At 49.1% G+C, this 11,804-nt stretch carries 10 protein-coding genes and 1 riboswitch; of the genes, 7 read left to right on the forward strand and 3 right to left on the reverse strand.

Annotated elements, in window-relative coordinates:
• Positions 1–67: 67 nt before the first annotated feature.
• Complete coding sequence (locus HH301_RS16785; protein WP_169570200.1) at positions 68–853, reverse strand: ATP-binding cassette domain-containing protein; 786 nt, start codon at positions 851–853, stop codon at positions 68–70.
• A 68-nt stretch (positions 854–921) separates the two neighbouring features.
• Between HH301_RS16785 and cobD the strand changes: the two genes are divergently transcribed.
• Positions 922–1,938 (forward strand): threonine-phosphate decarboxylase CobD, encoded by a 1,017-nt coding sequence (gene cobD / locus HH301_RS16790; RefSeq protein WP_169570201.1) that lies wholly within the window; start codon positions 922–924, stop codon positions 1,936–1,938.
• Here the strand turns inward: cobD and HH301_RS16795 are convergent.
• Positions 1,935–2,351, reverse strand: coding sequence for a VOC family protein (locus HH301_RS16795; protein ID WP_169570202.1), 417 nt, complete (start codon positions 2,349–2,351; stop codon positions 1,935–1,937). The two genes, cobD and HH301_RS16795, sit on opposite strands and share 4 nt — an antisense overlap.
• 93 nt (positions 2,352–2,444) lie before the next feature.
• Positions 2,445–2,639, forward strand: a riboswitch (cobalamin riboswitch).
• A 14-nt stretch (positions 2,640–2,653) separates the two neighbouring features.
• Here HH301_RS16795 and HH301_RS17810 point away from each other — a divergent pair.
• Genes HH301_RS17810 through HH301_RS16815 form a run of 5 tightly spaced genes read left to right on the forward strand, consistent with a single transcriptional unit; the run spans position 2,654 to position 9,644 of the window.
• Complete coding sequence (locus HH301_RS17810) at positions 2,654–2,782, forward strand: hypothetical protein (RefSeq protein WP_277348935.1); 129 nt, start codon at positions 2,654–2,656, stop codon at positions 2,780–2,782.
• Positions 2,772–3,809, forward strand: a complete 1,038-nt coding sequence (gene cobW, locus HH301_RS16800) for a cobalamin biosynthesis protein CobW (RefSeq protein WP_169570203.1) — start codon at positions 2,772–2,774, stop codon at positions 3,807–3,809. Before HH301_RS17810 ends, cobW begins: the two co-directional genes overlap by 11 nt.
• Positions 3,810–3,811: 2 nt before the next feature.
• The gene (cobN, locus tag HH301_RS16805; protein WP_169570204.1) at positions 3,812–7,555 is read left to right on the forward strand and encodes a cobaltochelatase subunit CobN; all 3,744 of its coding nucleotides are present in this window, start codon (positions 3,812–3,814) and stop codon (positions 7,553–7,555) included.
• Positions 7,552–8,187 carry a cob(I)yrinic acid a,c-diamide adenosyltransferase gene (gene cobO / locus HH301_RS16810; protein ID WP_169570205.1) on the forward strand — a complete coding sequence of 212 codons (636 nt, stop codon included), beginning with the start codon at positions 7,552–7,554 and terminating at the stop codon, positions 8,185–8,187. Before cobN ends, cobO begins: the two co-directional genes overlap by 4 nt.
• Positions 8,187–9,644, forward strand: coding sequence for a cobyric acid synthase (locus HH301_RS16815; protein ID WP_169570206.1), 1,458 nt, complete (start codon positions 8,187–8,189; stop codon positions 9,642–9,644). Before cobO ends, HH301_RS16815 begins: the two co-directional genes overlap by 1 nt.
• Here the strand turns inward: HH301_RS16815 and cbiB are convergent.
• Positions 9,641–10,639 (reverse strand): adenosylcobinamide-phosphate synthase CbiB, encoded by a 999-nt coding sequence (gene cbiB, locus HH301_RS16820; protein WP_169570207.1) that lies wholly within the window; start codon positions 10,637–10,639, stop codon positions 9,641–9,643. The two genes, HH301_RS16815 and cbiB, sit on opposite strands and share 4 nt — an antisense overlap.
• A 111-nt stretch (positions 10,640–10,750) precedes the next feature.
• On the opposite strand from cbiB, the gene HH301_RS16825 reads away from it, so the two are divergent.
• On the forward strand, positions 10,751–11,800 hold the full coding sequence (locus HH301_RS16825; RefSeq protein WP_169570208.1) for a sirohydrochlorin chelatase: 1,050 nt from the start codon (positions 10,751–10,753) through the stop codon (positions 11,798–11,800).
• Positions 11,801–11,804: the final 4 nt, after the last annotated feature.

Raw genomic sequence — 11,804 nt, forward strand, 5'->3', positions numbered from 1 at the left:
TTTCATTTCATTGGAAATGCACATTCGACGACATATTTTGCAGTCTTGTGAATTTGTCCCGGAGACCTCAGACGGTCATGGACGCAACCGGCATGGAAATTGGCCCATCTTTCTTCTTATGCCAAAACTGATACAGGTAAGGATTTTCTGATGTTTCAGCCTCATCAACAGTACCTGTCCAGACGCATTTGCCTTCATGAAGCATTGCAATATGATCAGAAATCCGCCGTGCGGTCATCAGATTACTGGTAATGACAATGGCAGTACTCCCTAGGTCTCTGACATTTCGCACAATAAGATCATTGATCACATTACTCATGATTGGATCAAGACCGGCCGTTGGTTCGTCCAGAAATAAAATGGGTGGCTCCCCCGCCAATGCTCTTGCTATGCCCACCCTTTTTTGCATGCCTCCTGAAAGTTCAGAAGGGAAAAGGTCCACTACATCCGCCTGAAGTCCGACGGCCTTCAGTTTTTGAGCCGCAAGATCTCTGACAGATTTTCGTGTCTGACCAGGTTCTTGTAAAAGTCTAAACCCAATATTCTCCCATACCGGCAACCCGTCAAACAGACCTGATTTTTGAAACAAAATGCCAAACTGCTTCAAATAATTGTCGTATTCCTCACCGCGGAGTTTTGTCACATCTTTTCCATCCAGCGAGATCGTTCCACTGTTGGCACGAAGTAGACCAAGAATACATTTCAGAGCAAGACTTTTGCCTGACCCTGAAGGGCCAATTAATGTGAGAATTTCACCAGGTAAAACCTGAAAATTTAATCCATCCAGAGCGTTCACACCGTCAAAGGTTTTGACGAGATCTTGAATGCTAATTTTTGGAATTGCAGTGGACACTTAGCTTGAACCCCATGTTTTTTGTTGTCATAAACCTACAGGATCAAACAAAGATATGAAACTGGAATATGACCGCAGGAAGCTATAATCGAGACATATATCACGGCGGTGACATTGTCCGCGCCTGCGCCGAATATGGAGGAAAAGAAGAGGATTGGTTGGATCTTAGCACCGGTATCAATCCAATACCCTATCCTCTTCCTGCAGTTTCATCGACAAGTTGGAACAGACTTCCCTCCTCGCAACTGGAAAACAATCTTCTGAAAGTAGCGAAAGCCTATTATCAAGTTCCAGGGCATATGGACATTTTGGCGGCACCAGGCACACAGATCCTGATTCAGCTATTACCAGAAATTTTAAAACAACGACATGTGAGTGTCTTAAGCCCGACATATGCAGAGCATGAAACATGCTGGCAACGGGTGGGGGCACATGTGCACCGAACAACCAGACTTGATGATATCCCTGAAAACACAAAGGCTTTAATCGTTGTCTCCCCCAATAATCCAACAGGGGAAATTCAAAATACTGAAGCACTCATACACTGGGCTAAAGAGTTAAAAGCCAGAGATGGCATTCTCATCCTCGATGAAGCTTTTGTCGATCCAATCGGAAATTCTTTTCTACACCAGGATTGTGAGGGACTCCCTGTGATCGTTTTGAAATCCTTTGGAAAGTTTTTTGGGCTTGCTGGCCTTCGCCTTGGCTTTGCGATCGGACCAGAGACCATTATCCAGAAACTGAAGGAACTTATCGGTCCGTGGGCTTTAAATGGACCTGCCATGGAAATCGGGGCGCAAGCTCTAAACGATCGAGAATGGATTTCAAAAACACGTCAGCGACTCGCCAATAACGAGAAGCGCCTTCGTGATCTTCTTCAGCAAAACAAGTTCAGAATTGAAGGAGAGGCCCGGCTCTTTACGTATGCACGACATGAAAAAGCGAGAAGCCTATTTCAACACCTGTGCATACAAAAGATTTTGGTCCGGCCCTTTGATCACTCGCCCACTCATTTGCGGTTTGGCCATCCAGGTCGAGAGGAGGACTGGCAACGTTTGAGCGAAGCCCTTCATTCCTTCATTTAGCCGCGATCAAAAAGACTTGCCATATCCTTGAATGTTTTGAACTCCATCGCGTTACCGGAAGGGTCCTGCAAGAAGAAAATGCCTTGTTCCCCTGCCTGACCTTCAAAGCGGATTCTTGGTTCAATCAAAAACGGAACATCCGACGCCGCAACCTTGTCCCTTAATTCTTCCCAATCTGACCAATCCAGAACAGCCCCAAAATGACGGACAGGGACATTATCTCCATCCACCTCATTCGTCCGAGCTCCATCACATTGTTCGGGCTTCACATGAGCAGAGATCTGGTGGCCGAAAAAGTTGAAATCTATCCACTTTTCAGCTTCTCGCCCGACAATGCAACCCAGCAGATCTACATAAAATCGCCGCGTATCTTCAATATTCAAGACAGGAAATGCGAGATGAAATGGGGGCATAAGACTTACCTTTTACAATGACCAAAGATGGGCACAACTTAATCCTAGCAATCGGCCATGTCACTTAAAGAATTGACAGCAGCCCTGAAGCGGCATAGCGTCCATCCCGATGGTTCCAGAGCCTAGGCTTGGGATTAAAAGGGAACACGGTGCGATATGACATCTAATCCGTGACTGTCCCCGCAACTGTAAGCGATTAGCCTTGATCATATCCCACTGTTTTATACGGGAAGGGCGGTTGAGGTGTCATTCGTAAGTCAGGAGACCTGCCATCCATAATTTATGTCCCATGACGGAGGATCATGATGTTAGCTGATACATCTCGGCAGCTTCTGCTGCACGCAAATCTCGAAATTCTGATGCAGACTAATCTGTCTGCCCTTTTCCATGTGTCATTTGACCAATTGGCAGGCTATTCCCATGCAAACTAAAAGCGAAAAAATCCCCGCAACCGTCATCACTGGATTCTTGGGAGCAGGTAAAACCAGCCTTATTCGAAACTTGATTGAGAATGCCAATGGAAAAAGGCTAGCGCTCATCATCAATGAATTTGGAGATCTAGGCGTTGATGGTGAAGTCCTTAAAGGATGCGGGAACGAAAACTGCGATGAGGATGACATTCTGGAGCTTGCAAACGGTTGTATCTGCTGCACAGTTGCTGATGACTTTCTTCCGACTATTCAGGCCTTACTGGATCGGGAAAACCGCCCGGATCACATTATCGTTGAAACATCTGGCCTCGCTCTCCCCAAACCTTTGGTGCGTGCCTTTGGCTGGCCAGAAGTCAGGACCCAGGTCACGGTGGACGGCGTTGTTACGGTGATTGACGGACCTGCCTATCGCGATGGTTTGTTTGCCGCCAACCCTGACGCTGTTCAGGCTCAACGCGAAGCAGACGAAAATCTGGATCATGACAGCCCACTAGAGGAGCTTTTTGAAGATCAGCTCAATTGCGCGGATATGATATTGCTCAACAAGTCGGATATGCTCTCCGAAGAGGCAATTGAGCAAGCCTCCAGTGAAATTAGGGCTCAGGTTCGCCCTTCTGTGAAAATTGTCAAAACGAGCCATGGCAATTTGGAAGCAAGCGTCCTTTTGGGAATTGGCGCAGCCGCTGAAGATGATCTGGACGTTCGGAAATCTCATCATGATAGCGCTGATGATCATGAGCATGATGATTTCGACAGCTTTGTAGTTGATCTACCCAATCCAAACTCACCAGACGAATTATTGGCCCGCTTAAGCAATGCAATTGAAACTCATGGAATTCTCCGTGCGAAAGGCTTCATCGCAGTCGCCGGCAAGGACATGCGCCTCGTTGTTCAGGCGGTTGGCAATCGCATCCAGCATTACTACGACCGTGAGTGGCGGGAGGGCGAAAAGCAAGTTAGTCGACTGGTCATTATTGGTGAACATGGACTTGATGAAGCCGCAATCACTGCGCTGTTGAAAGGCTAGTTATGCATCTACTGGCGGCGACACCTGGTGGGATATCAGACGGTTCTGAAGCGGTCGACCTTGGCCAAAAGCCGGGTGATATCCTGTTTCTATCGGCGGCTGACAGTGAACTCACAAGTTTATCGCTGGCCTATGAGGAAATGGAGTCCCCAACGGCGTCCCTTCGCCTTGCCAATCAGATGCAGCTTTCTCACAATCTCAGCGTTGATATCTATGTGGAAGATATTGTCAGCAACGCCAAACTGGTCATCATCCGCCTGCTAGGCGGCGTTAGTTACTGGCCTTACGGGGTTGAGCAAATCACCAATTGCTGCCGTAAGCACAACATTCCTCTTGCCTTTCTTCCGGGTGATGATCAACCGGATGAAGAGCTAACCGGTCTCAACACTCTCCCGCGGGAAGCCTCACATCGCCTTTGGCAATATTTGGTTCAGGGAGGTGCTCTCAACTATCAATCCTTCCTGAGCTATGCGCAGTACTTGCTCGATCAAAATACCGACTGGCAGGAACCGAGACCTCTTCTGAACGCTGGCGTGTATTGGCCAAAATCACCATCAGCCAGCCTCAGCAATATACAAAAACATTGGGTCGAAGGCGCGCCAGTTGTCGGGCTAGTGTTCTATCGAGCCCTGTTTCAGGCGAATAATTTAGGGCCAGTGGATGATCTGATTGAAGCCTTGCAGGAAAAGCAGCTTAATCCCCTACCCCTCTATGTCTCCAGCCTGAAAGACAAAATATCAGCTGAAATTGTTAAAACTCATTTCGCGGATCATCCCCCGTCAGTCATTCTCAACTGCACTGGTTTCGCGGTCAGCAATCCTGGAGGGGTCAAAAAGGAAAGCCCCTTCGATTCCGCAAATTGCCCGGTATTTCAGGTCATCTTTTCTGGCGGCAATGAAGAAGGTTGGCGAGATGGCTTAAACGGGTTATCCGCCCGCGACATTGCAATGAATGTTGCCTTGCCGGAGGTTGATGGCCGGATTTTGTCCCGTGCAGTATCCTTTAAGGCCGATGCAGGTTTTGACCCCATAACCCAGACCAACAGGGTCGCGTATAAATCTGTTCCTGATCGAATTGAGTTTATGGCTGAGTTGGCTGCAAGTTGGGCTCGCCTGAAACGGACAGATCCATCAGAACGAAAAGTGGCGCTGATCCTCGCCAACTATCCCAACAAAAACGGACGCCTTGGAAATGGGGTTGGCTTGGATACACCTGCTGGCACAATCGCCGTTCTAGAGGCACTCCAAAGCAATGGTTATGAGACAGGAAATATTCCCGAAAACGGTAACGAACTAGTCGAGGATTTGCTCAGCGGTCCCACGAATGATCGCGGGAAAGACAAGGTTCAGATCAGCGAGATTAAACTGAGCCTCGAACAATATCTTACTCATTTCAGATCCCTTCCGGCCAATGTTCAACAGCAGATAACCGACCAATGGGGAGCGCCTGAAAAAGATCCCTTCTTCTTAAACGGAGATTTTCATCTTTCATTGAAGCAATTTGGAAATGTATTGGTGGGTATTCAGCCCGCGCGCGGCTACAATATTGATCCTGTTAAAACATACCACGACCCAGATCTGGTTCCACCGCACGGTTATCTGGCCTTCTATATTTGGCTTCGGAAAACTAAAGATGTACATGCCATCGTTCATATGGGTAAGCATGGCAATATGGAGTGGTTACCGGGCAAGGCGCTAGCCCTCTCCAACAGCTGTTTTCCAGAGGCTGTATTTGGGGCTATCCCTCATCTTTATCCTTTCATTGTGAATGATCCTGGGGAAGGAACGCAGGCCAAGCGCAGAGCTGCTGCTGTCATCATCGACCATCTGACACCCCCTATGACCCGCGCTGAGAGTTATGGCCCGCTTGCTGATTTGGAACGACTGGTGGATGAATATTATGAAGCGGCTGGGGTCGATCCTCGCCGCCTACAACTCCTTCGTCAGCAAATCCTGGAACTTACTCAACTCAGTGGGATTGATCAGGACTGCGGGATCGATCCCATCGACCCCGAAGATGAACAACTCTCCAAACTGGACAATTATCTGTGTGAGTTGAAAGAGCTGCAAATTCGCGATGGCCTTCATATATTTGGCATCTCACCTCGTGGTCAATCTCTCACCGATCTACTTGTTGCCCTGGTCCGCATTCCACGCCTTGACGGCATCGGAGAAAATCAGTCGTTGATCCGCGCACTTGCGAGTGACTTGGAACTCGGCGAAGAGTTTGATCCTCTTGATTGTGAGATGGGTTCCCTGTGGCAAGGGCCAAAACCGAAGCCTCTGAAAACTGAAGGCACATGGCGGAGCAATGGCGACACTGTTGAGCGTCTTGAGATCCTCGCCAGCCAGCTGGTTGATGGAAAAGCCAGTCCAGCCCCAGGATGGGACGCGACACAAAAAGTTCTAAATTATATCACGGAGACCCTTCGGCCCATGCTGATCTCCTGCGGAGATCAGGAGCTGCAAGGTCTCATCTCTGGCCTTAACGGTGAGTTTGTTGCCCCTGGTCCATCTGGCGCACCAACGCGTGGGCGCAATGACGTTCTGCCTACGGGACGAAATTTCTACTCTGTTGACAGTCGATCTGTCCCAACGCCAACGGCCTGGTTACTCGGTTGGAAGTCTGCTGAAAGACTGATCCAGCATTATCGACAGGAAAACGGAAGCTGGCCCAAAACGATGATTTTGAGTGCGTGGGGGACTTCCAACATGCGGACTGGCGGTGATGATATTGCTCAAGCCCTTGCGCTTATGGGAGTTCGGCCACGGTGGGATAAAGCCTCAAATAGAGTTGTAGGGTTTGAAATCCTGCCATCCTCCCTTCTGGACCGACCCCGGGTAGATGTCACTCTTCGGATCTCTGGCTTCTTCCGCGATGCCTTCCCCCAACAAATGGCTCTCTTTGATAGTGCCGTACGGGCTGTCGCGGAACTTGATGAAGATGAAAAAACCAATCCTCTTGCGGCCAGGGTTCAAAAAGACCGCGATCAGTTAATTGAGGAAGGACTTTCAGCAGAAGAAGCCACCATAAAAGCCGGCTTTAGATTGTTTGGATCTAAACCGGGTGCCTACGGAGCTGGTTTACAAGCGCTTATTGATGAAAAAGGCTGGGAGACTGAGGCCGATCTGGCTCGGGCTTATGTCGCTTGGGGCGGCTACGCTTATGGGGCGAAATCTGACGGTGTTGCTGCACATGGCATATTTGAAACGCGCCTCAAATCCATGGATGCTGTCATTCACAATCAAGACAACCGGGAACATGATATTCTGGATAGTGATGACTATTACCAGTTTGAAGGGGGTGCGACCGCTGCAGTGCGCCACCTAAAAGGTGAACAGCCTCACGTGTATCACAATGATCACTCCCGACCCGAAAGTCCAAAAATCAGAACGTTGGAGGATGAAATCGGTCGGATCGTCCGCGCCCGGGCAGCAAACCCGAAATGGATCGAAAGTGTGATGAAGCACGGCTACAAAGGCGCTTTTGAAATGAGTGCAACTGTCGATTATCTATTTGCTTTCGCAGCCACCGCCAAAGCGGTTAAAGATCATCATTTCGATATGCTTTACGATGCCTACATCATGGATGAATCTGTTCGGAATTTCCTGGAGGAAAATAATCCTGATGCGCTCAAAGAAATGCTCGATAGATTTGAAGAAGCTTTAAACAGAGGTATGTGGCAACCACGCCGAAACAGCCTAAAGACAGATCTGATGGAACTCAGAGGGGAGATTGTGGCATGACAGATAAGAAACTCAGCCCGGAAGAACTGGCCAGAGCCAACGAAAAAGCCCGCAAGAAAAAGGCTGCCCGGGACAAAATGCTGGCCACTAAAACCATAGAAAAGGGTCTGCTAATCGTCCACACAGGTAAAGGCAAAGGCAAATCTACCGCGGCCTTTGGTCTTGCAGCCCGCGCTATCGGCAACGACATGAAAGTTGGTATCGTTCAGTATGTGAAAGGCAAATGGGAAACGGGAGAGAGAAAAGTTTTGGAAGCGTTCCCTGACCAGGTTGAAATCCATACCATGGGAGAAGGCTTTACATGGGAAACCCAGGATCGGGAAAGGGATATTCGTGCAGCTGAAAAAGCATGGGCCAAATCAAAAGAGATGATTGAAGCCTGCCGCGGTGAAGATCCGGCTTTTGATATGATCGTCCTCGACGAACTTAATATTGTTCTGCGCTATGACAGCCTGGATCTGCAGGAGGTCGTTGAATTTCTGAAAAACAAACCTGAAAACCTTCATGTGGTTGTCACGGGTCGAAATGCAAAAGAAGAGCTGATTGAAATAGCGGATCTGGTAACCGAAATGACCCAGATCAAACACCCCTTCCGCTCCGGTGTTAAAGCTCAGGTTGGGATTGAATTCTAATGAGCGCAGCCCTGATGATCCAAGGCACTGGTTCTGATGTCGGCAAGTCATTGCTTGTCGCTGGCATCGCCCGTGCCTTGTCCAATCAGGGTCTGAAGGTCATGCCGTTCAAGCCACAAAACATGTCAAATAATGCGGCTGTGACTTCTGAAGGGGGAGAGATCGGGCGCGCACAGGCCCTTCAAGCAAGAGCCGCTCGTACGCCTTTGCTGAATGACATGAACCCGGTTCTCCTGAAACCTCAAAGCGAGACAGGGGCTCAAATCATCGTTCAAGGGAAAGTCTGGGGACAGGCTGCTGCCCGACAATACCAAGATATCAAACAAGAACTTCTGCCATACGCATTAGATAGCTTTAACCGGTTAAAAATTAATTCAGATATCGTGTTGGTAGAAGGCGCAGGAAGTCCGGCCGAAATTAACCTTCGTAAAAACGACATTGCCAATATGGGCTTTGCAGAAGCTGCTGATATTCCAGTGGTGCTTGCGGGCGATATTGACAGGGGCGGTGTCATCGCCCAGTTGGTGGGCACACATGCACTGCTTTCCCCGTCAGAGACGTCGCGAACGAAGGCCTTTATCATCAACAAGTTTCGGGGCGATACTTCTCTCTTTTCCGATGGTCTTAAGATCATCACGGAAAAAACAGGTTGGAATAGCCTGGGTATCGTACCTTATTTCAAGGATGCGCATAAACTGCCGCCAGAAGATGCCCTTTCAGTCTATAATCCGCAGGAGCAAGTAGGCACAGTCAATATCGCGGTCGTCGTGCTTTCTCGCATATCCAATCATGATGACTTTGATCCACTGGCAACCGATCCTGATGTAAATCTGATTATGGTCAGACCTGGCACTCCCATCCCCCCCAATATGGACCTCATCATTCTGCCAGGATCAAAATCAACCATCGATGACATGAAATTCCTGACCGCGCAAGGATGGGATATCGACATTAAGGCTCACCTCAGGCAGGGCGGGTCAGTCCTTGGGATCTGCGGGGGGTATCAAATGTTGGGAAACATGATCCGGGATCCGATGGGAATTGAAAGCAGCCAACCAGAGATTGAAGGACTTGGATTGCTCGATTTTGAAACCGAAATGCATCCCGCCAAGACTTTGTTGGAAGAAACAGGCATCCATCTGGAAAGTGAAACAAAGGTATCTGGCTATCATATGCATCTTGGAAAATGCGTCGGCCCTGCCCTCTCCCGACCATTCCTGAACCTGAGCTCTGGTGATGATGGGTGTGTGTCCGAAAACGGTCAGGTCATGGGAACATACCTGCATGGGCTTTTCCAACAAGATCAGTTCCGGCAAAAATTCTTGAACCAGCTCCGCCCGGGTCAAAGACGACTTCGTCAGTTTGAGCATGAAGTGGAAGAAAGCCTGAATGGACTTGCCGCTCATCTGAAGCAACATCTGGACATGAACCAGTTGATGGAGATTGCCGGATGCTAGCGCACAGACAGAACAGCAATAATAACCAGCAGGACAAACAGATAGGCAGTGGTCACCTGATAGAGTGTCAAAGCACGCCGAATATCCAAAGGCGTAACATCTTTTCGCCCAGCGCTATTCATCCAGTGATCCTCAGTCAGCCTGCCCCCATACTGACGGGGACCTGCCAAGGAAATACCAAGGGCACCGGCCATAGCCGCTTCCTGCCATCCTGCATTGACACTCTTGTGCAGCCTGGCATCTTTGAACAAAACCTGAAAAGCGGCTCGAAAATCTGCATTTCTCAGGAAAAGACTGCTTCCCGCTATCAGCAAACCCGTCAGTCTTGCAGGGATATAGTTCATCACATCATCAAGTCGGGCCGCAAATTTACCAAAATATTCAAAGCGATCGTTGCGATGACCAATCATGCTGTCCAACGTATTAACGGCTTTATAAACGAGCAATCCAGGCAATCCCGCAATCAAAAACCAGAAAAGCGGCGATACCGTTCCATCAAGAAAATTTTCGGCAAGACTTTCAATACTTGCCCGGGCAACCCCCGCTTCGTCCAGGCTATCTGGATCCCGTCCAACGATGTGGCTAACGGCTTTACGCCCCTCTTGCAAAGATGTACTCAAGCCGGCCTCCACATTGGCGACGGCTTGATACAAGCCCTTGCAGGCAATCAGACTACTTCCCAAAATTGCAAGCAGGATTCCGCCGAACGGCACTTGATCCAAAAGGGCAGAAATCACAATTCCCACCGACGCGACCAGGATGACAACCAAAATGCTGGTCAGAAGTCCTGCCCCAAATTGAATGCGATGATCTTTCGATCGGTTCAGACGAGCTTCCAGCCAACCGATCAGATTTCCAATGGGAATTACCGGGTGGGGAATACGTTTGTAAAGCCAAGCAGGATCGCCAATCAACAGATCAAACCCCAGCAGCAAAAAGCCAAGAGCAAGCGGCGTTGGGATACCATCGGTCAATTGAGTAACGAGATCTATCATTTCGCCAAAATGATATGGCAACCATATCCGGTCAACCGGATTCTAAACTCAGGCATCGAATTAAGGTGCCAAAATACTGTGCTGAACGTCAGCCGATAAATGGAGCTAGATATGAAAGAAAAAATCGGAGTGATGGTTTGTGGGCATGGCAGCCGGGACGAAGGCGCCGTTCGTGAATTCGGCTCGGTGGCCAAGGGAATTGCAGAACGCCTGCCACAATATGAAGTGGATTCTGGTTTCCTCGAGTTTGCGACACCCATTATCCGCGATGGATTGGATAATCTTGTGGAAAGTGGTCATAATCATATCCTTGCGATCCCGGGAATGCTTTTTGCGGCGGGACATGCAAAGAATGACATCCCTTCAGTTCTCAATGCCTATGCTGCTAAAAAAGAAGGGCTGAAAATCTCTTATGGGCGGGAACTCGGCATTGATCTTAAGATGATCCGCGCTGCTGGTGATCGCATCATGCAAGCCATTAACGAAGCCGAAGAAGAAGTCCCCCTGCATGAGACTATGCTGGTCGTTGTTGGCCGCGGAGCCTCTGATCCCGATGCTAACTCCAACGTATCCAAAGTCATGCGAATGCTTTGGGAAGGCCTTGGCTTTGGCTGGGGTGAAACCGTTTATTCTGGTGTTACCTTCCCGCTTGTTGAGCCGGGCCTGGAACACGCCGCGCGGCTTGGTTACAAACGAATTGTTGTTTTTCCGTATTTCCTTTTCACAGGCATTCTCGTGAACCGGATTTACGATTACACTGATAAGGTGGCTGCCCAGCATCCTGATATTGAATTCATTAAGGCGCCTTACCTGAACGACCATCCTCTTGTGCTTGATTGCTTTGCAGACCGCGTTCTGGAAATCTTGGACGGAACCAATAATATGAACTGCGGCCTTTGCAAATACCGCGAACAGGCACTCGGATTTGAGGACGAAGTTGGCATGATCCAGGAAAGCCACCACCATCACGTGGAAGGAATTGGAACAGGGACCCATTCCCATGACCACGATCATTCTCACCATCACAGTCACGACCATTCCCACAGTCATAGCCATGATCATGGACACAGCCATGGACATGATCACGGGCATGATCACCACCATCACCCCTATCCACACGCAGATCATCCGCTTGGACCTGTGACCATGAAGAAGAAGTAATCCA

Source organism: Sneathiella limimaris (assembly GCF_012932565.1).
In the GTDB taxonomy this organism is placed as follows: domain Bacteria; phylum Pseudomonadota; class Alphaproteobacteria; order Sneathiellales; family Sneathiellaceae; genus Sneathiella; species Sneathiella limimaris.

Bases quoted from the DNA above. Each gene is read 5' to 3' on its own strand.
- cobD (WP_169570201.1), top strand. From the start codon at position 922: ATGACCGCAGGAAGCTATAATCGAGACATATATCACGGCGGTGACATT.
- HH301_RS16795 (WP_169570202.1), bottom strand. From the start codon at position 2,351: ATGCCCCCATTTCATCTCGCATTTCCTGTCTTGAATATTGAAGATACG.
- HH301_RS17810 (WP_277348935.1), top strand. From the start codon at position 2,654: ATGATGTTAGCTGATACATCTCGGCAGCTTCTGCTGCACGCAAATCTC.
- cobW (WP_169570203.1), top strand. From the start codon at position 2,772: ATGCAAACTAAAAGCGAAAAAATCCCCGCAACCGTCATCACTGGATTC.
- cobN (WP_169570204.1), top strand. From the start codon at position 3,812: ATGCATCTACTGGCGGCGACACCTGGTGGGATATCAGACGGTTCTGAA.
- cobO (WP_169570205.1), top strand. From the start codon at position 7,552: ATGACAGATAAGAAACTCAGCCCGGAAGAACTGGCCAGAGCCAACGAA.
- HH301_RS16815 (WP_169570206.1), top strand. From the start codon at position 8,187: ATGAGCGCAGCCCTGATGATCCAAGGCACTGGTTCTGATGTCGGCAAG.
- cbiB (WP_169570207.1), bottom strand. From the start codon at position 10,639: ATGATAGATCTCGTTACTCAATTGACCGATGGTATCCCAACGCCGCTT.
- HH301_RS16825 (WP_169570208.1), top strand. From the start codon at position 10,751: ATGAAAGAAAAAATCGGAGTGATGGTTTGTGGGCATGGCAGCCGGGAC.